The sequence below is a fragment of the Micromonospora sp. NPDC049048 genome (genome assembly GCF_043197615.1).
Taxonomy (GTDB): Bacteria; Actinomycetota; Actinomycetes; order Mycobacteriales; family Micromonosporaceae; genus Micromonospora.
Genome location: NZ_JBICTM010000008.1, coordinates 1 through 22,387, shown reverse-complemented (window position 1 = coordinate 22,387; position 22,387 = coordinate 1). Strand labels below are relative to the sequence as shown.

The 22,387-nt window shown below is 66.4% G+C and carries 12 protein-coding genes; 7 read left to right on the top strand and 5 right to left on the bottom strand.

Annotated features, from left to right (window positions below):
• Window position 1: 1 nt before the first annotated feature.
• The 5 genes from ACGFIG_RS23945 to ACGFIG_RS23925 all read right to left on the bottom strand — a co-directional run bounded on the left by ACGFIG_RS23945 (window position 2) and on the right by ACGFIG_RS23925 (window position 9,916).
• On the bottom strand, window positions 2–1,588 hold the full coding sequence (locus ACGFIG_RS23945; RefSeq protein ID WP_393006362.1) for a TIGR02677 family protein: 1,587 nt from the start codon (window positions 1,586–1,588) through the stop codon (window positions 2–4).
• Window positions 1,589–1,893: 305 nt separating this feature from the next.
• Window positions 1,894–3,159: a hypothetical protein gene (locus tag ACGFIG_RS23940; RefSeq protein WP_393006360.1), complete on the bottom strand. Its 1,266-nt coding sequence runs from the start codon at window positions 3,157–3,159 to the stop codon at window positions 1,894–1,896.
• A gap of 94 nt (window positions 3,160–3,253) precedes the next feature.
• Window positions 3,254–6,652: an AAA domain-containing protein gene (locus ACGFIG_RS23935; RefSeq protein WP_393006358.1), complete on the bottom strand. Its 3,399-nt coding sequence runs from the start codon at window positions 6,650–6,652 to the stop codon at window positions 3,254–3,256.
• A 388-nt stretch (window positions 6,653–7,040) separates the two neighbouring features.
• Window positions 7,041–7,457: a hypothetical protein gene (locus ACGFIG_RS23930; RefSeq protein ID WP_393006356.1), complete on the bottom strand. Its 417-nt coding sequence runs from the start codon at window positions 7,455–7,457 to the stop codon at window positions 7,041–7,043.
• Complete coding sequence (locus ACGFIG_RS23925; protein WP_393006354.1) at window positions 7,454–9,916, bottom strand: AAA family ATPase; 2,463 nt, start codon at window positions 9,914–9,916, stop codon at window positions 7,454–7,456. The genes ACGFIG_RS23930 and ACGFIG_RS23925 overlap by 4 nt, the downstream gene beginning before the upstream one ends.
• A 94-nt stretch (window positions 9,917–10,010) precedes the next feature.
• Between ACGFIG_RS23925 and ACGFIG_RS23920 the strand changes: the two genes are divergently transcribed.
• The 7 genes from ACGFIG_RS23920 to ACGFIG_RS23890 all read left to right on the top strand — a co-directional run bounded on the left by ACGFIG_RS23920 (window position 10,011) and on the right by ACGFIG_RS23890 (window position 22,327).
• Window positions 10,011–10,820 carry a hypothetical protein gene (locus ACGFIG_RS23920; protein ID WP_393006352.1) on the top strand — a complete coding sequence of 270 codons (810 nt, stop codon included), beginning with the start codon at window positions 10,011–10,013 and terminating at the stop codon, window positions 10,818–10,820.
• Window positions 10,817–11,947, top strand: coding sequence for a hypothetical protein (locus tag ACGFIG_RS23915; protein WP_393006350.1), 1,131 nt, complete (start codon window positions 10,817–10,819; stop codon window positions 11,945–11,947). Before ACGFIG_RS23920 ends, ACGFIG_RS23915 begins: the two co-directional genes overlap by 4 nt.
• Window positions 11,944–13,452 (top strand): hypothetical protein, encoded by a 1,509-nt coding sequence (locus ACGFIG_RS23910; RefSeq protein ID WP_393006348.1) that lies wholly within the window; start codon window positions 11,944–11,946, stop codon window positions 13,450–13,452. The genes ACGFIG_RS23915 and ACGFIG_RS23910 overlap by 4 nt, the downstream gene beginning before the upstream one ends.
• A gap of 63 nt (window positions 13,453–13,515) precedes the next feature.
• Window positions 13,516–15,852, top strand: a complete 2,337-nt coding sequence (locus ACGFIG_RS23905; RefSeq protein WP_393006346.1) for a DUF262 domain-containing protein — start codon at window positions 13,516–13,518, stop codon at window positions 15,850–15,852.
• Between the two features lie 5 nt (window positions 15,853–15,857).
• Window positions 15,858–17,204, top strand: coding sequence for an AAA domain-containing protein (locus ACGFIG_RS23900; protein WP_393006344.1), 1,347 nt, complete (start codon window positions 15,858–15,860; stop codon window positions 17,202–17,204).
• Between the two features lie 54 nt (window positions 17,205–17,258).
• The gene (locus tag ACGFIG_RS23895; protein WP_393006342.1) at window positions 17,259–20,318 is read left to right on the top strand and encodes a BPTD_3080 family restriction endonuclease; all 3,060 of its coding nucleotides are present in this window, start codon (window positions 17,259–17,261) and stop codon (window positions 20,316–20,318) included.
• A gap of 23 nt (window positions 20,319–20,341) precedes the next feature.
• Window positions 20,342–22,327, top strand: coding sequence for a site-specific DNA-methyltransferase (locus ACGFIG_RS23890; RefSeq protein ID WP_393006340.1), 1,986 nt, complete (start codon window positions 20,342–20,344; stop codon window positions 22,325–22,327).
• The last annotated feature ends 60 nt before the right edge of the window (window positions 22,328–22,387 follow it).

Below are 22,387 nucleotides of genomic sequence, written 5' to 3'. Positions count from 1 at the left end.
TTCAGCCGTCCGTTCCGGTTGCCGCACCGGGAGCGCTTCCCGATGCGGCGCTGTCGATGGCGGTGACCTCGAGGATCAGGCCGTCGATCGTCAGATCGCCGTCGAGGGCGTGTATCACGCTGGACCGGGCGGGTGCGCGTCGGGCGTGCAGGATGAATCCGAGGTCGGTGTCGGCCCATTCGAGCGCGTCGCTGTCGTCCTGGCCCATGGCGAGCAGCTCGCCAAGCCGGTCGAGGGCCATGTCGCGGGCGGCGGGCGCGATCCGCACCCGGTCGAGGACGCCGGCTGCGATGAGTTCCGCCGCTGCGGCCTCGTCGCGCTCACGCTCGGCGCGTGCCTCGGCGAGCTGGATTTCACGCTCCATCGCCACGTCGGGAACCCGGGCGGTCCTCCCTCGGGCTGCGCGATCGCCTCGCTCGCGCAGTGACACCGGCACGTCGACCGGGTCGGCGTCCCACCATGAAGTCGAGGCGCTGGCACGTGGGCTGACCTCGTCCGGGCCGAGCAGCAAATGCCGGGCGGGGTATACACCGAACGCCGCGGCGAACAGCCGGTGGGCTTTCTCTGTCTCCGCATTGGCTTCGGCATCGGCGAACCAGCGAGCCAGTCGCAGTAGATCTCCGCGGCGCGACACACCGGTGCCTGCGGCCGCCAGCATTCGTTTGGCATTGGCCAGCAGTTGGCCGAGGGCCTGTTCGGCGGCGGCGCGCAGCTGCTGCGGGCCGGACCGGCCGTCGTGCCCGCCGTACCAGGCGGCGAACTCTTCCCAGTCGGCCCGGGTCCGGCCGGGTAGCCGCTCGGCCGGCGAGCCGTCCGGGCTAGTCATCGTCGGTAGCGTCGCGAGGACTTCGAGCAGGGTGTCGAGGTGGTCGATCAGGGCTGCCGCGCGAGCTGCGACCGCCGGTGAGTGCCGGGCCACGTCCGCAGTGATCAGATCGACGTACGACAGGAGGAGCTCCTTGAACGCCGCATATTCGTCGCCGACCAGGTCGTAACGGGAGAGGACCTGATGCAAGTAGGCGTAGAAGTCGCGGACGCTGTCGGTGAACAACTGCTGGCTGGTGAAAAGAGTGGTGACGTCGGCGGCGAGCGCTTCGGCATCCACAGATCCGGTCGCGTCAGAAAGCCGGGGCTGGATGCGGTCGAGCGTCTCCACCATGCCGCCGAGCAGCTCACGAGCGACGTCCCGCACTCCGGTGGTGGCACGCAGCAGGTCCGCGACCTGGCGGTGTACCCGGCCGCCCAGCTTGGATACCTGATATCGAGAACGAGACCGTAGAAAATCGGCTACCGTAGCTACCCGGTTGTCGCGCACCGACCGAACAAGGTTGCCCCAGCCCTCCAGCTGCCGGCACCTGGTTTCGACGTCGTCGAGAGCGAGACCGACTCCCCGTTCAGCGAGTTGCGCGGCAACCTCGGCGGCCGACAGGTCGGTGAGCAGGGTGTCGGCAAACAATCCCATGATCGCGATGTACTGCCCACGCACAGCCGGGTCGTCCGCGGTCGCATACCGGTACAGATCGAGGCGATCGAGATCTGAGCGGCCCCCCACGCCGACGCGATCGTCCGCGCCAAACTCGTCGCCCATCACACTCCCTGATGCCACCGCGTCGCTGCCCGCGCGAACACTACGGTGAGCCTCTGACAGTCCCGATCAGCCACTGAAGGTACTCGATTGGCTACCGTAGCTCGGGATGCTCCTCCGGCGCCGCCAACCAAGAGGTGCCGGCCACCCAGCCCGAGCGCCCGCCGCGGAGCCCCGCAATTGCGGCCCGCGCAGCGCGCCAACACGCTGACGCAGGCGCCCCCTACATCCCGCCCTGGTCATGTCGCTCTGCACGGAGATCTGGCTCAGATTCCCGGACCACGTCTGCAACGAATCCCCCTCCAACATCAAGTCGTGAGGCGGTTCTGCGTAATCACCGTCAGGTAATGCTCGTAATGCTCGTCGACCAATTCCTTGCTCCGCACGAGGGTGCCTTCCTCCATGCGATAGGTGCGGTCGGCCGATCCCTGGAACGACAACCAGTTGAAGCTAGTGGTAATCCAGACGTCGTCAAAGATGAGGACCTTCGCGTGCGTCCTACGCAGCCTCGTGAAGGTGAACTGCTCTGGGTACCGTGCGGCGAGATTCGCAAGTTTGCGAACGGCGTCCTCGTGGCACTCCGGCTCCTCTGGGTCGATCCCGTAGGCGATATGCACCCTGACGTTGCGCCGCAGCCGCTGCTCCAGCTTCCCGAGGAATGTGGTGTTGACGACGTTTCGCTTGATCCACGGCGAGACGACAAGGATGCGGCGCGACGCCTGGGTCAGCGCCTCGTCCAACAGGGCGGGATGCTCGAACACACCGATGCCGCGCACTTCCGTGCCTTCTACGGGTGGAACCGCCTCGCCGAGGTGCTCGCCGGATAGAGCCTCTGCCTGCTGGCGTGTCACCTCCGTCAGCGGCACCCGAACACGTTCCAGCTCCTCTGAGAGCACGGGTCTCGGCTCAGCATGCTCAGCCTTGATACCCAACCTGGCTGCCCCTCCGAGGCTCAGCAGCGCCATCTCGTGGTCCTGGCTGAGTTCGTCATCCACGACGACAGCCAGCTGCACTTCTTCTCGCGCCACGTCGGCATAGACCAGCACCTTCGCAGCCATCAAACGCTTGGCCGGGCGTTGCCGTACTGACTTCACAACCAGCACTTCCCGCTCGGTCGCCCCTTCGCTTCGGAGGATGGCATTGATTTCCGCTGCCGTGATGTCGGTGGATGCGACCTTCTGCGGACGCAACTCGGGGAGCACGAGGATGTTGTCTCGCTGGGCGTCGCTCCGCGAAATCGTCTGGCTGTCGTCGTACGGCCGGATGCGCCAGAGTAGCCGGTCGAAGATCAGGGGCAGCTCAACGTTCACTGGGCTAACCGACGCGAGTTCACGGGCGGTAATCCGGCCACGGCCGGTAAGTTCCAGCGTCTTCCCGCGGACCGGATGATAGCGGTAGGCGACGTTGTCAGATGAGAACTGGCCAGCGACGGCCTCTGCCACGATCGCCTCCGGCAATCCGAGGAAGCCGGTTAGCCCGTCTGTCGTCGTAACGTCGGCCTCAAGGAAGCGAAGGACGAACTCGTCGAGCGGTGGCAGCTTCTTCCGGTCTTGGGCCAGGACATCGGCGGTCACCAGCGTGACCGGAATAGCAGCGTCAACGATGGCGACTAGGTCCCATCCGGGGCGGCCTCCCTGAAACCGGAGCGCCAGCTGGGTGTCAGGACTGCTAACGGCTTGCGTCACGGATCTCGCACTCCTCCGGGTGCTCGCTGATGTAATTGAGCACGTCTCGCAGCGCTCCCGGCTTACCTCGGCAGAATTCGGCGTCTCCGATGATGATCAAACCGAATCGCGCTCGGGACAGCGCAACGTTGATGCGCCTCCAGTAAGGCTCGCCAATAAAGCCGAAGTCCCCGCGATCATTGCTGCGCGTAACGGAGAAGATCGCGATATCGCATTCTCGCCCTTGAACAGCATCCACAGACAGCACATCGACGTCCAGGTGCGACGGACGCAGGCCTGCGACCCGCCGGCGAAGGTCCTCGACTTGGCGTCCGTACGGGGCGATGACGAGGATGTTCAGCTTGTCTCCGTCGGGCGTCACCATGCGTCGCTCAACGGCCCGGTCGACCACCTGGAGCACCGCGGTCGCCTGAGCCGCCTCGGCGGGATTCGCGATGCTCGTGTTGCCGTGGAGGCGCTGCGACTCGCGCCGCTGTTCGCCAAGTGGCCGCGTGTTGAGCCACAGGACCGGCTTGTTGAGCCGATCGTAGCCCCGCAAGACATCGCGCGTCGGCGACACGAGCTCGCCCCGGTAAAAGCAGGTCGAGATGAGATTGCCAATGGCAGGTGTCATGCGGTACTGCTCGGTGAGCATGTGTCGAATCGGTGCTGCGGTCCGGTCGGTGAGGTACTGAAAGAGCGTCGTCTTGACCAGCTCCGGGGTGAGACCGTATTCCTCCAGCAACCGGGGTTCGCGCAGCAGATTTTCGTCCATTGGCGGCAGTTGGTTCGTATCGCCCACCAGAATCCACTGCCGCGCCCGGGCCAAAGGCACCAGGGCCTCAGTCGCGGTCGCCTTGGACGCCTCATCGAAGATGCAAAGATCAAAATCGAGGTCGCGCGCCGCCGGATGGCTGAGAAACCCCAGTGCGGTACCACCAACCACGTTGGTGGTACGCAGGAATGCGGTCACAAGCTTCATGTCGGTATCGATGCGCTGGAGCCACTCGCCCTGCAACCTGAGCAGATGCATCAGCTTCCGGGCTGTCGGCGACTCACCGAGGAGTGCGCCAACGGCAGAGCGGGCCACGGCGGCACTGGGCCGGGCAGGAAGAGTGAGGGCACCGTCGAGGAGGAGCTGGATGTCCGATACGAGCTCGTCACCCTTTGCCTGCAACTGTTCGAGGCGCTCGCGAGCGGTAATCAAGTCCCCGGCGGCGCTCCTCGTTGCACTGGTCTTGTCGCCGCTGACCAAGGCCTCAAGCCGCGCGATCGTCTCCTGTACGTGGCTCACGTCGGCTTGAACAGCTGCGAGTTCCTCCAGCAGTAGGGCTGCTTCGAGGTGGCGAGCATCGAGTCCTTGAGCAGAGGCTACGTGCTTCAGGTAGGTGGCGGCCTTGGTACGTATGCCACGCGCCCATTTCTTGATCCGTCCGTCGATAAGCAGATGTCGGACGTTCCCAGCGACTCGCGGATCGTCCGGCCGGCCGAGTCGCACGAGGCCCTCTACGCCTGCCGACTCCAGGCGCTCCAAGGCGTTATCGACAGCGATATGGGTCTGGCTGACGATGAGGATCCGGGCGTTTGGCCGCCTCTTGATGATCTGCTGCACGATCTCAGCGATCACGGTCGTCTTGCCGGTGCCAGGTGGGCCCTGGATGAGCAGGAGGTCCTGTGATCCCAGAGCGCGGCGGACCACTTCCTGTTTGCTCCGATCGAGGTTCTTGCGGGACCAGTCGACCACTTCGACCGGAGCTCCGACCTGAAGGGAGGCAGGCTCCTGGATGATCTGGCCCAGCCGCGGATTGGCTGTCTGGCCCGTCCGGACGTTGACGAGTGCATCCTGTTGCCGTTGCAGGGCTACCTTGCTCGGCCCTAGATACGGCACTAAAACACCGTTGCGCGGTATCTTGTTCGTCTGCTTCCGGAACTGGATGCGGATGCCATCGTCCGTCTGCTCGATCACCTCGCCGCGATCGATCGAGTATCCCTGGGGAGAGTAGGCAACCTCCCACTCCTCGCCGATCAGGGACGCCTCGTGGGGTTCGGCCAGGTGAAACAGGGTGTTGCGGCCCCGCTGAGTGATGCCTGTGTACGAAATGGGCTTCCGCTCTCCGCGCGCCAGCACCTCGCGAGCCTCCAGCAACCGGCGCCATTGCTCGTAGAGGTCCGCTGTCTCTACTTTGCCCTTTGCGGAACTTTCTGCAACGGTGCGCTTGCGTTGCTGGTCTTCGTCCAACCGATCGAGCACGAAGTCGAGGCCGGCCCTGGCCGCCTCCTCTCCAGGGTCGTCGAATCGCAACGTCAGGAGGCGACTCACGTCGACAGCCTTCTCTCGCCATCGACGCAGCGAGTCCTCGTCCTTCACGGTTGCGCTCACGATCCGCACTCGATCGTCGTGCTCATCGTCTGGCACGGCCCGCAACATCATGGAGCGTCCGGCGAACACGAGCCGACGCGTGTCCACCTGCCGACTCTGGCTATCAAACCCATAGTCGATGTGTAGGTCCTCGCCGAGATCGCTGAGTACGGCGGCCTGGGCCCGCCCGAAGTCCACCTGCTGCTGGTTGACTCGCAGGATAGAGGCGGCAGCGGTTCGCGTCATTCCTAGCCAGATCACGTGTTGCTTCCGGGACTCCCGCTGCTGCGAGACGCGGCACGCGTCTGTCAGCTTCTGCTCCATCACTGCGGCGTTCTTAAAGCGGTCAGCGGGGTCGAGCGCGACACAGGTCCACAGCACGTCACGGAGCTCGTGCGGCATGGCAGTCAGGGCGTTGAGTGCCGGCTCGAGGTCTGCGTAGCTGTTCACCTCTTGCGGCGAGAGCACCTTGACCGCGAGCACACCGAACGCGAAAACGTCTCGCACGTATGGGATTGAGTCGTCTGTCTCAGGGGGCGCGTACAAGCCGGACCGGAAGGCGGCGACGGTGTTGTCAGGGTCTGTCACCTTGGAGCGGATCTTGGCAATCCCGAAGTCCGCGAGCTTGAGCTTGCCCTCGGTGTCGAGAAGAACATTCCCCGGCTTAACGTCCCGGTGCTCAATCTCCTTGGCATGCGCATAGCTGAGCGCGGCGGCGAGCGGAAGCCCGATCTGGTCGAAATACTCCTGCCACTCGTAGGTTCGCCCCGCGTCGAGCTCGTCCTTGAGGCTTCGGTCGACCCACTCCAACGCCATGAAGTACTTACCGAGCTCCGCACTCCAGCCGGAGTCCAGCAGTTGGACGATGTTCGGATGCTGAAGTTTGCCGAGCGTCTCCGTCTCCCGCTGCAGGAAGATCTCGATGACGTCGTCATCCGATGGTGGGTTGAGTAGCTTGACCGCGACGAGCTCAGCGGTTGTGCTGTCGAAGGCCCTCCGCACCTCCGACAGACCACCGAATCTGGGGGACTCGTCGGAGAGCATGAACCTACCGTTGATCAGCACTGGCGGCACAGAGCACTCCTCGCCTCGGCCAAAGGGTTACAACACAGTAGTAGCAAGGCGGTCACGGCAGCGATAGAGACCCTTCGGCGAGGACGGGTGCTGCCAGAGTCACTGGCACAGGCTGCGAGAGGTCGGTTTCACGCGACTGCACCCGGACTCCGCCACCGCCCACCAGGCCAGCGGCCGCAAATGACCTCCGGTCATCCTGGAGCCGGCGCGCCCTCGCCGGAGGCGCCCTAACCTCAAAGGGTCCGGCCCCAGCTTGGCGACCAGCCGGCCGCCCTCCAGTGACCTGGCTTGCCCGGAGGGTCGATCGACCTGCCCCAGCAAGTCCTCACAGACCGTGACACACCGCGTGCATCCCACGTCAATCCTGGTCATCGGAGCCCCCTTCGCGCCCACCCCGTGCCGCAGCAAGGTCACTGACGATTGTTGCGACCATCTCCCGCAGTCGGCGTAGTTCCCCTGCAGTGAGGCCGAGCTCGTAGCAGTGGTGGTGGCCGGCGCGGGACAGCGCCGACCAGGCGTAACCGGCGCGGGCGGCGATGGGCCGGCCAGCGTAGCGGTCGAGGATCAGGAACTGGGGCGACCGGGCTCGCATCGGCAAGACCTCCGGGTGACAGCGCCGCCAGTAGTCGTCCATGGCGGCCTCGAGCGCGAGGCGAAGGAGCCAGGCGCAGGCTCGTGGCCAAGCGCCGCGGGTGCCCCGTACGACGCTGGACAGCAGCTGGTCGGCAGCCTCCAGGCAGTTCTGCGGGACGGCCACGAGCTGACCGGCCGTCATCGCAGGTGCTCCGCGAGTCGGCGTGCGTCTCGCACCAGCACCTCGAGATCGAAGGTGCCCGGCCCATGTACGCCCTGCTTGCAGGCCTGGAACGCATCACCGGCCCAACCACCGAAGCGGTTGATTCGGCCGAGCACATCCTTACCGCGGTGCAGATCGCCGAAGAGTGCCAGGGCCGTTACCTGGTTGAGCGTCAGTGCCTTCTCGATGAGTTCCTCCACGTCGCCGTGTCGTTCGCCGCGCGCGATCCGCTCCCGCCGGATCCGCTCATGACAGGCGGCCTCGAGAGCTGAACGGCAGAACCCGGAGACCAGCGGGTAGCGGGCGTTGTCGGGCAGTTCCTCGGCCTTGAGGATCGCGCTGGCGTCATTGAGGTACCGCTCGACCGGGTCGCTGTTCTTTCGGATCTCCACCACCGACTCGTCCCGCCGGGTGACCGCCCAGATGGTGGCCTCGATGCGCAACCGGCGTACCGCCTCGGGCAGGCGGTTGTCGTGGGTGAAGACCACGACCTGCCGGGTCTCCGCCAGGCCGGCCAGCACCTGCGCCAGGCCGTCGACCTTCGACGGGTCCATGCTCTGGACCGGGTCGTCGATGATGACGAACCGGAACGGGCTGTCGTCGGCGCAGGCACGGGGCAGGAACACCGACAGACCGAGGGCCTGAAGCTCTCCCTGGCTCATGACCGCCATGGCGGAGGTGGTGGTGCCATCAACCTTGGCGGGGAAGGAGATCTTGCGGCGGGTGTTGGTGCCGTCCAGGCGCATCCCGCTCAGTTCGACGTTGCTCTCCTGCCGCAGCTCGTCCCAGATCTCCTGAGACCGCTGGGCAAACGGCTGGAACCGCTGGTCGCGCAGCGCCGTGATCGCGTTCTTCAACCAGTCTCGGGCGGCGTTGACACGCTTGAGCTTCGCCTCGTTCTCGGCGGCGGTCCGGGCCCGGATCAGCCAGTCCTGCAGAGCGACGGCATGCTCGCGCCAGGCGTCGTGGCGCTGCCGGAGCCAAGCGCTCGTCGCCTCCTGCAACTCCGTGAACGCCTCGAGCAGCGCCGGATAGGTGGCCCGGAGGTGTCCGGCAAGCTGGTCGTGTGAGAGCTGGTCGTTCACAGGGTGCAGCTCATCCGCCCGCGAACGGAACCGCTTCACCATGTCAGCCTGGTCGAGTACGCCAGCCAAGGCCTCCAGATCGTCGGTGCTGATCCGTCGGTCGAGGTCGAGCAGCCTCGAAACCCGGGCGCGGGCATCCCGAAGTCGTCGGTGCCCCTCCTCCACGGCGACAGCGTCGCGTTGCAGCTGCTCGAGAGTGGCGCCGGCGTGGGCTCGCCAGTCGGCGTCGAGGGTTCGCGAGCCACAGACGGGGCACGGGCCATCGCCGTGCTCGGCGTGGAAGGTGACTGCCATGCGGAGCAGCTGGGCCGCCTGGTCGGCCGTGCCAGCCTGGGTGGCGGAGAGGTCAGCAACCTGTGCTGCCGCAGCCATGAGTTCGTCGGCCACCTCGCTGGCGTAGGCCAGGTCTGGCAGCGCTACGGCGACCAATCGGCGAGCCGCGACTGCGACCGGGTCGCTGACGTCGCTGCCCGCGTCGGCGAGCAGCTGGTCGAGAGCATCGAGGTCAGGAGCCCGCTTCGCGAGAAGCGCGCACGCTGTCTGTGCCCGCGGGTCGTCGACACCGGCGAGCGCGACCCGCAGCGCGTCCCGCGCCGACTTGACCGTGGCGATCTGATCACTCAGATCCTTGCGGATCCGCATCAGTCGTTTGTCAGCATCGATGATCGGGTCCAAGCCGAGGATCGGGGCCAACGCGTCGAAGAGCCCACTGGGCGTGGAGGTGATGAGCCGGGCGAGGTCGCTCGCGGTGAGGAATGGCCGGCATGCCTCGAGTGGTTGCTGCCATCCCAGCTCCGCCGTCTCCCCGTAGCGGTTGCCGTCATCTGCCAGGATGTTGCTGACGCCCTGGTGGGCCTCCATGTGGTCATCGCGCCACCATCGGCGTACCCGGATGGGTTTCGCGGCTCCATCAGCGCGCAGCAGCACTTCGATCTCGCAGGGCGACCCGCAGTGCAGGTTTCGCCAGCCGTCCTTGAAGACGCTGTTGCGGTCGGCCCAGCGCGCACTGTCGCCGGTCAGGGCCAGCTCAGCGGCCTCCGCATAGCTCGACTTGCCCGAGCCGTTTCGACCCACGACGAGCGTGAGCCCAGCGTGCGGCTGCAGTCGGAGGCTCTGCTGTGGACCGACACCTCGGAAGCCTGCGACGGAGATCGACTCGAGAAAGAGCGGCTGTGGACGCGGTCGCGTCGACGGGTCCCGGGTCGGCAGCTCGACGGGCTCTCCCCCGAGGACGGCGGCAAGCTGCTCATCTCCGACGTACGCGGCGAGCACAAGATCAACGAGGTCGTCAGGGGCGTTGTCCTCGGCCAACCGGTCGAAAACCTGGTCGAGTAGCGACTGGTCCGGGGCCATACGGGTCTCCCTTCCAGGCCCGACGGTAAGTATTGTTGCCTGCACCAACAACCCGCCCGACGGGTGATTGCTGGAAAATACTGGAACTTGTACCATGCTCCTCGTGGCCGAGTCCATAGAAAACCTCGAGCGTCGGATTGAAGACCTGCGAACAGCGGTCCGCCGGGCGGTGATCGCGCGCGACACCGCCCGAGCGCGAGCGATGCGGGCTGAGCTACGAGCCGCCGAAGGTGAATGGGAGAGGGCGCTCACGGACCTCGCCGACGCGGCAGAGGACGACGCCTCGGCCGCGAAGCACGACGCGCCGCTGGTGCCGGTGCGCGAGCAGGTGCACCACGCGCTCACCCTGCTGTCGGTGCCGGCCGCGCCCAAGCTGATCGCCGAAGTGCACGCCGCCTTCTATGGCGCCGGAGCTACTGGGATCGCGGCAGGCAAGCTCACTCACCTGCGCCGCGACGAGGAGCGATCCTTCCGCACAGCGCGGCACTCCCGGCCGTACTACCTCTGCTCCGCGTTGACCGCCGATCACCTGGCGCCGGCCCGCGGCCTGCTGGCCGTATCCACCTGGCCACTCGAGCGACGCATCATCGGACCGCTGAGCCCACGTGTCGACTTTTTGACAGCTGCCATCAAAGTGGCGGAACGGGCGACCAGGATGTCTGAACAGGATCCGGGCGTCACTCGGCTGCTCTGGAGATTTGCCACCACGATCCCAGGGGCAGCCGAACCGCATGGAGGGGTAGACGCGGCCACCGTCATGGAGGCCGCTCAGGCCGAGCTCGACGTGCACGCGGCGGCCGACCAGTCACAGCGGAAGGCGGCTGCGGAACGCGCCCGCCGGCAGATGGACGAGGCCGAGCAGCTTTTCGGCAGCAAGCTGCGCGTACTCAGGGGGACGGCATGACCAACGTCGGTCAGCGGCTGGCCGCGATCCGCGGTGGCGGTGCCGCGAGCCGCCACAACGCTCGAACCATCGCCGCCCTGACCACGAACCCGGGCTGCGCGCGCAGGGCGGTGCTCGACTGCGCCGGCGTCGACAAGCAGCGCCTGGCTGCCTACATCGACTACCCGGCCCGCTTCGGTCAGTCGCAGTTCGCGATCACTCGAGGCAACGCCTTCGAGGCGCAGGTCAAGGCCAACGGTTGCGCCCAACTGCTGCAGTTGCTGCGGGAACGGCTCGACCTCGAGATTCCCGAGGTCTCCTACGACGACTTGGAGTCGGTCGCGGGCCGCGAGAGCCAGGACGTTCGGTACGCCCGATCGCGGGCCCTGCTCACCCGGGCGGCGGCCCAGGCCGACGGGGCTGGCACGCTCTTTGACCATCCGCTGCTTCGACTTGAGGTAGCCGGCCAGCAGGCCTACCTGGAACCGGACCTGATCGCGTTCCAGCACGATGGGCAGTTCCACGTGGTGGAGATCAAGTCCTTCGCGGTCATCGACGGCCAGGGCGATCCGGGCAAGGTGGCTGCCGCGGCGATCCAGGCCGCCGTCTACGTGCTGGCCATGCGTGAGCTGCTCGGCGAGGCCGGGTACGGCCCGCAGATCGTCTCGCACGATGTGGTGTTGGTCTGCCCCCGCGACTTCTCCAACCAACCGATGGCGGTCCGGGTCGACGTGCGGAAGCAGCTCGCCGTGTTGCGCCGTCAGCTGTCCCGGATGACCCGGATCGACGCGCTCCTGGCCGGCCTTCCGGCCACGCTCAGCTTCGATTTCGCTCCCGACGCGCGTGGAGTACCCACCCGTTCGCCGGCCTCGCTGGTCGCTGCCCTCGAAGCCGTCGAGGCCCGGTACTCGCCGGAGTGCCTGGCGAGCTGCGAGCTTGCGTACTTCTGCCGGCATGAGGCTCGCGGCAGCACGGCCGCGCTCGGCAAGTCCGCTCGGGATGAGATAGGCGGCATCGAGCGCGTGGAGACGGCGCTGGCCATCGCACGCAGCCAGCTTGCCCCCGCAGAGGACCAGCAGGAGGCCGCCGAGCTGCTGCGCGCTGCCGCACGGCTGCGGGCCGAGCTGATGAGCGGGGTCGCCGGATGACGACCCTGACCACCTTGGCGCGGGCCGAGGCTGTGGTCGAGGGCATCGCCCAGCGAATCACCCTCGTCCGTCACGTGCACATAGCCGACCGGCCCCTGGTCTTCATTCCGCTCACCATGGCAGGCGAGGCCAATGCGCCGCTTGCGGCAATGGTGGGCGACGACCCGGAAGACCCGACGTTGCTGATCGTGCCGCAGCCGCGTAACCGCGACCAGCGGTTCGCCTTCGCGGCCGACCTGGCGGGCGTCGTGGTTCCCTACATCAACAGCTTCCACGGGACCGTCGAGGCGACGAGCAAGGGCAAAACCTCCCGCCACCGCTATGCGGACGCGCCACAGCTGCTTGTACCTAACCCGGGCGGAGTCGGCTTCACCCGGCTGTTCGGGCGTTCCACGCGGTTCCGCCGCACCGACGGCGACTACCCGGTGGACCCGTCGGTGCCCCTGCTCGGCCGATGGCTGACGTACCTGGCCGAACGCGCCGAGCACCCGGGCTCGTCGGCCCTGGTGGCGATGACCCAGGCTCTCTCGATGCACTGGGCCACCGGGCAGAGCCCACTCGAAGACGCGCAGCTGGCCGCGCTTCTCGCCTGGATCACGCCCCCGTCGGGTATGACGGGTGCCGAGGCTGCGGCTGCGGCCGAGGACCCGATGACCTGGCCGCCGGCGGGTCCCGCCACGGACCCCACCTTCGACAACGAAGAGCTGGCCCCGGCGATGGCCGCATACGACCGGGCGGTGACCACGGGTTCGCAGGTGTCCCGATCCCGCGCCAAGCTGGAATACCTCCTTCGGTCCCAGCTCGAGCCGACCTGGCGACTGATGTGGCAGGCGATCTCGCTGCTGCGGGAGCTGCCCGCAGGCGCCCACGTGGCCAAGCGCTGGACGGATGACCGGGATGCCTTCACGAACTTCACGGCGTACCTGGACCAGGGCGGGATTCCGCAGCCCCGCCGCGACGGGGCGGTCGCGGCGGCCAGGAAGCTGCACCACATGGAGCGGGCTCTGGCCTCGTACGACGTGCAACGCGCCTACGACGACCCGATGGTGATGGCCGAGTACCGGCTCACCGGGGAGGCATTCGTTGGCGAGGTGACGGCGGCCCACCCCACACGGGTGGACAGCAGCGGGAAGAAGCGGGTGCTGCGCCCCTGGATCGCCGTGACCACCGCCGACACGGTTCTCGTCACGCCCGGCACCACCTTGTACTCCCCGGAACAACCCGAGCAGCAGAAGGCTCGGGTGATGTCCGTGGCGCCGAAGGACGACGGTACGACCGCGGTGGTGCTGGAACTGACCGGCGGGATGGGGCGGGCACTCACCCCGGCCCCCGGGACCGTGCCGGAGGTGGGACAGCGGATCTGCTACACCACGCTCACCGACTCCTTCATGCCTCCGGGCACCTTCCCGTCTCGCGACGAGACGCCGTGGACCCATGGCGGGCCACCGGCCCCGTACGAGGACACCTCCCCGACGTCGGAGGACGCCCGCGAGGAGTGGTCTTGATCTACCCTGACCGGCCATACCAGCAATCGATGACCAAGCGTTCAGATCCGTGGGGGAGCTGACATGAGCAAGTTGGGCACGATCCTCGACCAGATCGACTCCGGCACCGTGCTGCTTCCGGAATTCCAGCGCGGCTACGTGTGGAACCGGGATCAGGTACGCGGCCTGATGCGCTCGCTCTACCTCGGCTTCCCCGTCGGTGGGCTGCTGGTGTGGGAGACGGAAGCCGACCATGGCTCCGTACGCGGTAACACCCACGTCGGCGGCGGGGTGAAGCTGCTGCTCCTCGACGGGCAGCAGCGGATCACCTCCCTGTACGGCGTGGTCCGCGGTCAGCCGCCGGCGTTCTTCGAAGGCGACCCCGCCGCCTTCACCGGCCTGCGGTTCAACGTCGAGGAGGAGACCTTCGAGTTCTACGCGCCGGCGAAGATGAAGGACGACCCCACCTGGGTCGACGTCACCGCGCTCTTCGTCGAGGGCTTGGAAACGCAGATCGGGAAGCTGAACGCCCACCCGTCCGTGGCGCCCCGCATCGTTACGTACATGACCCGGCTGAGCCGGTTGCGCAATCTCCTCGAGCGCGAGTTCCACCAGGAGAAGATCACCGGAGCGGACAAGGGTGTCGAGGTCGTCGTCGACATCTTCAACCGGGTCAACTCGGGCGGTACCAAGCTCTCCAAGGGTGACCTCGCGTTGGCCAAGATCTGCGCCGACTGGCCCGAGGCCCGCTCGACCATGCGTAAGCACCTGGGCACCTGGTCGACCGCCGGATTCCAGTTCAACCTCGACTGGTTGCTCCGCAACGTCAACGCCGTCGCGACCGGGCGTGCCCAGTTCGAGTCCCTGGAGGGGGTCGGGTCGGCCGACTTTGCCCAGGCGCTGGCATCGAGCGAGCGCTACATCAGCGGGTTCCTCGACGTGATTTCGGGTCGGCTCGGCCTCGATCACGACCGCGTGTTGATGGGCCGCTACGCCTTCCCGGTGATCTCCCGCTTCCTGCACCTCAACGGCGGCTCGTTCACCGACGCCATGCAGCGTGACCGGATGCTCTTCTGGTACATCCACGCGGCGCTGTGGGGACGCTTCGCCGGCTCGACCGAGACGATCCTGACCCAGGACTACGAGACGGTCGCCCGCGGTGGCATCGGCGGCCTGATCACCAGCCTGACCCGCTGGCGCGGCGGCAACCTGACGATCGACGGGCAGGACTTCGAAGGGTTCGGCCGGGGCTCCCGGTTCTACCCCCTGCTCTACCTGCTCACCCGGGTGCTCGGCGCCCGTGACTTCGGCTCCGGACTGGAGCTCAAGAGCGAGATGTTGGGCCACCTCACCTCGCTGCAGGTGCACCACATCTTTCCCAAGGCGCTGCTCTACAAGCACGGCTACGGCCGATCCGAGGTCAACGCGGTCGCCAACTTCTCCTTCCTCACCCAGCAGACCAACCTGGCGATCGGCAAGCGGGCACCCGAGGACTACTTCGCCGAGACGCAGCAGAAGCACCCGGGTGCGCTGGAATCTCAGTGGATCCCGACCGACCCGCAGCTCTGGCGGCCCGACCGCTACCTGGACTTCCTTGCCGCCCGTCGGGAGCTGCTGGCCAACGCCGCCAACGGCTTCCTCGCGGGCCTGCGGGACGGCACGAAGCCGGCTGCCGAGCCGCTGCGGCCGGTCGTGGTTGTCGCCGAGGAAGAGGCCGACGACGTCCGTGCCGGGCAGGTAAAGGCCCTCGTCGAGGAGCTGGTCAACGCGGGCTGCGCGGAGCCAGCCCTCGATAGCGAGATCGCGGACCCCGCCACCGGCCGGGTGTTGGGTGTGGCGGAGGCTTACTGGCCGGACGGGCTGCAGCCCGGGCTGGGGAACCCGGTCGTGCTGGAGCTGGACGCCAACCCGGAGCTGGCTCGGATGGAGGAGCTCGGCTACGAGGTCTTCACCTCGGTCGACGCTCTTCGTGGTTACGTGGCCCGCCGCAACGAGCACGCGGCGGGACTTAGCGACGCCGACGGTGAGCCGCTCGGCGAGGACTCGGACTCCGAAGCCAGGGCGACCATCGCGCCGTCCGTCGTGCCGGCACAGGCCGGCGGTGACCACGGGACGGTCGCGGACTTCGAGCGAGCGATGCGCGGGGTGTACGAGGCCGCGCGGCGCGAGGCTGGCTACAACGCCACCTACTTCCTCGGAATGATCGCCGAGCACGGTGGCTTGGCCACCGCGAAGAAGCTGCTCGCCAGCCCGGTGGTGTCCGACGGGTTCGCGGCGCTGTGGGAGCGCGAGCGACTCGACCTGACGGTGGAGGCGCTCGTGGTCAAGCCCGAGTATGAATCCCTCTTCACGCCGGGCGAGCTCGACATCGCTCGTCACCGGCTGCGGCAGTTCGATTACGACATCGCCGCGCGGCGGTGAGTACGATGACCACCCTGCTCCTGCCGGACGCGCCCGCCGACCCACCGTCGGTCCAGGCTGAACGGGTCATCGCCGATGTGCTGGCAGACCTCCAGTCTGGCCTGCACCGTGGCGTCGTGGTCGACTCGCCTCCCGGGGCTGGCAAGTCGACCCTCGTCGTCCGCGCCGCCGTCGAGCTGGCCCGAGGCGGCGAGCCGCTGATCGTGATCGCGCAGACCAATGAGCAGGTCGACGACCTGATCGACCGATTGGCACAGAAGGCGCCGGAGCTGCACATTGGCCGGCTTTCGGCGACCGACTACACGGCCACCGATCGGATCAAGCGATACCCCACCGTTCGGGTCGCATCCAAGGTAGCCGACCTCGGTGGTCCGTCCGTCATCATCGGTACGGCGGCCAAGTGGGCGGTGGTGCCCGACGGCTGCTGGCCCTGGGCCATCGTCGACGAGGCGTACCAGATGCGGTCTGACGCTCTCCTGCGCGTGGCCGGCCGATTCGAGCGGGCGTTGTTCGTCGGCGACCCCGGCCAGCTCGACCCGTTCTCGACCGTCGAAACCGAGCGGTGGACCGGACTGACCTGGGATCCCATGCTGTCTGCGGTGGCGGCCCTACTGCGGCACAACCCCGACCTGCCGGTACACCGGCTGCCCGTGTCCTGGCGACTGCCTCCCTCGGCGGCACCGGTTGTGGCTGAGGCCTTCTATCCCTTCACCGGATTCCAGGCCGGCACAGACCCGGGCGAACGGTCGCTGTCCCTCACCACCTCAGGGTTCGGACACCGGCCGGTTGACGCGGCGGTGGAGACGGCGGCGTCGACCGGGTGGGCGCTCTACGAACTCCCGGCCCGGCACACGCTACGGACCGACGCCAAGGCAGTCGCGGCCTGTGCAGCCCTGGCACGGCGGGTGCTGGAGCGGGGAGCGGTTGCCGTCTCGGAACGTGAACCTGGTGGTGCGTCGGTCACCGCGGACCGAGTCGCGATCGGCGCCGCCCACCGTGACCAGGTCGCTGCGATCCGGGGACAGCTCGGCCCGGCCGCAGCAGACATCACCGTCGACACCGCCAACCGGCTGCAGGGCCGGGAATACGACGTGACGATCGTGCTGCACCCGCTGTCAGGACGGCGGGACGCCACTGCTTTCCACCTGGAATCGGGGCGGCTCTGTGTGCTGACGTCTCGGCACCGCCAGGCCTGCATCGTGGTGGCTCGGGCGGGGATCGCCGAGCTACTCGATGCACATCCGTCGAGCGAGCCGGTTCACCTCAACGTGCCGGTCAAGTTTCCCGACGGCTGGGAGGCGAACCAAGCCGTGCTCGCGCACCTGGCAGGGCATCGCGTCTCCGGCCACTGATCCCGCTTCCAGCCACCGTCTGCTTCTGAACCAGCATCCACCGAAGGTGCCAACATGCCAGACCCTTCCACGCTCACCCAGGACCTCAGCAACCCGATCATCAACTCGCCGTATCACCCTCCCGAGCACCACTTCGAGATCGGTGAACACGGCCCCACCGGGAAGCTCCTCCCCGGCCGCCGGCCGAGCGAGTCGTTCATCCCGGTCCCTGTCAGCAAGAAGGGACGTAAGGGCGCCGTTCAGCAGGCCTTCGACTTCGACGTCACCGGCGAGCGCCGTGAGTCGAACTCTCTCATCAATGACATCCGGGTTGCCGTCGAGCGCTGGCGCGCGAACAACTGGAACGGCGTCACGCCGTACACCAGGAAGCTGCTGGCGCACTGGGCACCCGGCCCACATCGTGACGACGCCGTGCTGTTCTGCCAGCGCGAGGCTGTCGAGACCGCGATCTTCCTCGCAGAGGTCGCCGGCCGCCACGGCACGGCCGACTACCGGCGACGCCTGGAGCCGGAGAACCAGCTACACAACGACGCGCTGCCGCGAATAGGGCTGAAGATGGCAACCGGGTCCGGCAAGACGGTGGTCATGGCAATGCTGATCGCCTGGCAGACCATCAACAAGGTGATGACGCCGCGGGACGCACGCTTCGCCAAGCGCTTCCTCGTCGTGGCGCCGGGAGTGACCATCCGCGACCGCCTCGGCGTCCTCCACCCCGAACGGGACGACAACTACTACCGCGAGCGGGACCTCGTCCCATCGGACCTGTGGGAGCCGCTGCTTCAGGCTCAGGTCCAGGTCGTCAACTACCACACCTTCCTGCCCAGGGATGCCAAGGAGATCCAGGGCGTCTCCAGCAACACGCGCAAGCTGCTGCGGGGCGGACGACCGGACATGCCCGATGCCTTCCGGGAAACCCCGGAGATGGTCGCCGACCGCGTGCTGCGCCCCTTTGGCTCTACCGAGGGTGGCATCGTCGTACTCAACGACGAGGCACACCACTGCTATCAAGACAAGCTCCTGGAGCACCCCGACGACGAGGCTGACCGGGAGGACGAGGAGCGCAATCGTGAGGCCCGCGTGTGGTTCCGGGGCCTGCTTGACCTGAGCCGCAAGACAAAGATCAAGTCGGTCTACGACCTCTCGGCCACGCCCTACTACCTCAAGGGCTCCGGCTACAACGAGGGCTACATCTTCCCCTGGGTCGTCAGCGACTTCTCGCTGATGGACGCCATCGAGTCGGGCATCGTCAAGATCCCGCGAGTACCCGTGGACGACGACGCGGCCACCCGGCAGCCGGTGTACCTCAACCTCTGGGACAACATCAAGCCGCCGCTGCCTAAGCGTCGCAGCACCAAGGGCGTGGATTTCGGGCCACAGGGCTGGGTCATGCCAGAGACGCTGGAAGGCGCCCTCCGCAGCCTCTACCGCAGCTACGAACAGAACCACCGACGGTACGAGGAGACCATGGCCGCGGCCGGCGAACCTCCGCCGGTGCTGATCGTGGTATGCCCCAACACGATCGTGTCGAAGTGGGTGTTCGACTGGATCGCGGGCCGCGAGGTCGAACACCCCGACGGGTCGACGCGACTCGCGGCCGGCAACCTGCCACTGCTGAGCAATGTCGATGACGGCGTGTGGACGCCCCGCCAGCGGACAATCCTGGTCGACTCCGTAGCGCTGGAATCCGGCGGCCCGCTCGGTCCGGAGTTCCGCAAGGACGCCGCTCGGGAGATCGAGGCGTTCAAGCAGGCGTATCGGCTGCGAAACCCTGGCGCCGACGTCGACTCCCTGACCGACGGCGACCTGCTGCGCGAGGCGATGAACACCATCGGCAAGAAAGGCAAGCTGGGAGAGCACATCCGCTGCGTCGTGTCCGTCGCGATGCTCACGGAAGGCTGGGACGCCAATACCGTCACCCACATCCTCGGTGTACGACCGTTCCGCAGCCAACTGCTCTGCGAGCAGGTGGTCGGGCGCGGGCTCCGCCGGCGCAGCTACGCGGTGAACGCCGAGGGCCGATTCGAGCCGGAGTACGCCGAGGTGTACGGCGTCCCGTTCGCGTTCATCCCCAGCGACCGGGCCATGCCGAAGCCGAAGCTGACCCGGCCGGCGGTCGAGGTCCGCGCGTTGCCCGAACGGTCACACCTCGCGATTCGCTTCCCGAAGCTGGACGGCTACCGCGTCGAACTGCCCGATGAGACGCTGCACGCCGACTTCACGGCCGAGTCCCGCCTGCATCTCGATCAGCGTGAGGTCGCCTTGTGGGTGCAGAGCCAGGGCGTCGTGGGCGCTGCCAGTGACACGGATCTGGAGGACATCCGACGCGCACGTCCCCAGCGCATCGCCTACTCGATCGCGAAGCGACTGATCGAAGAAGAGCGGTACTTCGCGGCGCACGCGGGTGTCGAACGGCCGTGGCTGTTCCCCCAGCTGGTCGACATCTGCAAGCAGTGGTTGGAGCAGTGGGTCACGACCGACCCCGAGGTGACGAAGGGCCACCTGCTGTTGACGCAGGCGTGCGCCCGGGCCGCGGAGAAGGTCTACTCCTCAATCATCCGGCTGCAGGACAACCGCACCCCGGTACTCATGCCGGTCGTCCGACGCATGGACGGTGAGGGGTCAACGGACGACGTCCGCTACCTGACTCGCAAGGCTGTCATGGATCCTCCGCCTGAGAAGTCGCACCTCAACCACGTGGTTCTCGACGGGGTGCGTGGCAACACCTGGGAGGAAGCCCTCGCCGACATGCTCGAGCGGGACAAGCGGGTCTACTCGTACGTCAAAAACGAGCGGCTCGGCTTCACCATCCCGTACGTGTTCGAGGGCCGTAGCCACGAGTATGTGCCGGACTTCCTGGTGCGACTTGTCACCGAGCCGGGCGACGTCGAGCGCACGCTCATCGTCGAGGTGTCCGGCGGCCGGAAGTCGCCCGGCCCCACCTGGGCCAAGGCCGACACCGCCCGGAACCAGTGGTGCGCCGCCGTCAACAACGGCGGCGACTTTGGCCGCTGGGGCTACATCGAGGTTGGCAACCCCTTTGACGCGCACGCCGTGCTTCACACCGCCATCGAAAATCTGTACGCCGACCGGCCGATCATCGGCCTGCCCGCCTGATCCTGCGAAGGGAACCCGCACCTATGCCACCGCGGAAGAAGGCCACCACCGGGCCGACCCCCGTCGACGCCATCACCTACGCCGACAAGCGAACGAACCTACCCACCGCCGACGCACACGACTTTGTGGATCCTGAGATCGAGAACCCGTTCGTCTTCAAGTACCCGCGGCCGCTTTACAGCCCGCAGCTCGTGTGGCGCGGCAAGGAAGAGCAGGACCTGGCGGAGTACCTCGAGGGCAACGCTCCCCCGATCTACATCCAGGAGAAAATCGACCCACGGGTGCTCATCGAGAACCTCCGCCAGACGTCAGCCCAGCCCGAGGAAGAGCCCGAGCTGACCCTGTTCGACGCCTTCGACGGCTTGCCCGAGCTCGATCTAGTCGACTTCTACCAGCACGAGGCCAACTGGTCGAACCGCATGATCCTCGGCGACTCGCTGAACGTCATGGCGAGCCTCGCGGAGCGGGAGCGCCTCCGCGGCAAGGTCCAGATGATTTACATCGACCCGCCGTATGGCATCAAGTTCGGCAGCAACTGGCAGGTGTCGGCCCGCAAGCGCGATGTCAAGGACGGCAAGCTCGAGGACGCCACCCGCGAGGTCGAGCAGATCAAAGCCTTCCGCGACACGTGGGAGTACGGCATCAACTCGTACCTCACCTACCTGCGTGATCGGCTCACCGTAGCCAGACAGCTCCTGACGGAATCCGGCAGCATATTCGTGCAGATCGGCGACGAGAACGTCCACCTCGTTCGATCACTCCTCGACGAAGTATTCGGCAGCGACAACTTTGTCAGCCAGATCTCCTACACAACGACTAGCAGCGCAACAAGCGACTTGCTACCCGGAACCGTCGACTATGTGCTGTGGTTTGCAAAAGACCGATCGAGCGTTAAGTGGCGCCAGCTGTTCACCGTCAAGTCGCTCGGAGGAGCCGGCGCATCAAAGTATGATCAAGTGGAATTGGCGGACGGCACTCGTCATCCACTCCGGAGTTTTGGCGACCTACCTTCAACCAGCCGCGTCTTCAGGCTCGATAATCTGACTAGTCAGAGCCAAGGGCGAGCGAAGGGAGAAGGCGCGGCTTCTTGGTTCCCAGTTGAAATCGACGGGAAAACCTTTCGGCCCACTATGCAGAGCCGTTGGAAGACGAACGAATCAGGGATGGCGCGCCTGATTGCTGCACGACGAGTGGCCGCTTCTCGAAACACTTTATCCTATGTTCGCTACCTCGACGACTTCCCGGCGTTCGGCCTCTCTAACTCCTGGAACGATCTCGGTGGAATCCAGAGTAGAGCTGACCCGAAGATCTACGTGGTCCAGACGAACACCAAAGTCATTGAGCGCTGCATGTTGATGAGCAGCGATCCCGGGGACTTGGTGCTAGATCCAACATGCGGCTCCGGAACGACCGCTTACGTCGCCGAACAATGGGGCCGGCGCTGGATCACGATCGACACCTCGCGCGTCTCTCTAGCCCTTGCTCGTCAGCGGATTATGGCAGCTCGCTTCCCGTGGCATCTTCTCGCCGATTCGGCCGAGGGCCGCGCCAAGGAAAGCGAGCTGGCCGGATTGCCGCTGCCACCAGCGAATACGACCAACGACATTCGACATGGCTTTGTCTACGAGCGGGTTCAGCACATCACGCTTAAGTCAATTGCAAACAACCCTGATATCAGACAGGGGATGAGTCGGGCGGAAATCGACGCAGCTATACGCCGGCACGCCGAATACGAGTTGCTCTACGACCGGCCCTACGAAGATCCAAGGAAGGTGCGGGTTGCGGGCCCCTTCACCGTCGAGAGCCTGTCCCCCCATCGGTCGCTAGCCTTCGCGGGCAGCGCTGTCGAAGAGAATGGCGCAACGAGCGAAAACGAAGAGCGTGCCTCCAACGGTGGTGCAGAGTTCGAGCAGACCGTCATAGCCAATCTTCGCGCGGCTGGTATCCAGAACGGTCGTAAGAACGAGCGTCTAATACTCCAGCAGGAGATCCGTTTCAGGGCTCGGTGAGGGCTTGTCGGGCGTAGTGGCTGATCTTGGCTTCGGCTTGGTGTTGGCGTCGGAAGATGG

What these genes read in the sequence shown, in the direction of transcription:
- ACGFIG_RS23915 (WP_393006350.1), top strand. Translation starts at nt 10,817, where the DNA reads ATGACCAACGTCGGTCAGCGGCTGGCCGCGATCCGCGGTGGCGGTGCC.
- ACGFIG_RS23905 (WP_393006346.1), top strand. Translation starts at nt 13,516, where the DNA reads ATGAGCAAGTTGGGCACGATCCTCGACCAGATCGACTCCGGCACCGTG.
- ACGFIG_RS23925 (WP_393006354.1), bottom strand. Translation starts at nt 9,916, where the DNA reads ATGGCCCCGGACCAGTCGCTACTCGACCAGGTTTTCGACCGGTTGGCC.
- ACGFIG_RS23935 (WP_393006358.1), bottom strand. Translation starts at nt 6,652, where the DNA reads ATGCTCTCCGACGAGTCCCCCAGATTCGGTGGTCTGTCGGAGGTGCGG.
- ACGFIG_RS23920 (WP_393006352.1), top strand. Translation starts at nt 10,011, where the DNA reads ATGCTCCTCGTGGCCGAGTCCATAGAAAACCTCGAGCGTCGGATTGAA.
- ACGFIG_RS23890 (WP_393006340.1), top strand. Translation starts at nt 20,342, where the DNA reads ATGCCACCGCGGAAGAAGGCCACCACCGGGCCGACCCCCGTCGACGCC.
- ACGFIG_RS23945 (WP_393006362.1), bottom strand. Translation starts at nt 1,588, where the DNA reads ATGGGCGACGAGTTTGGCGCGGACGATCGCGTCGGCGTGGGGGGCCGC.
- ACGFIG_RS23900 (WP_393006344.1), top strand. Translation starts at nt 15,858, where the DNA reads ATGACCACCCTGCTCCTGCCGGACGCGCCCGCCGACCCACCGTCGGTC.
- ACGFIG_RS23930 (WP_393006356.1), bottom strand. Translation starts at nt 7,457, where the DNA reads ATGACGGCCGGTCAGCTCGTGGCCGTCCCGCAGAACTGCCTGGAGGCT.
- ACGFIG_RS23895 (WP_393006342.1), top strand. Translation starts at nt 17,259, where the DNA reads ATGCCAGACCCTTCCACGCTCACCCAGGACCTCAGCAACCCGATCATC.
- ACGFIG_RS23910 (WP_393006348.1), top strand. Translation starts at nt 11,944, where the DNA reads ATGACGACCCTGACCACCTTGGCGCGGGCCGAGGCTGTGGTCGAGGGC.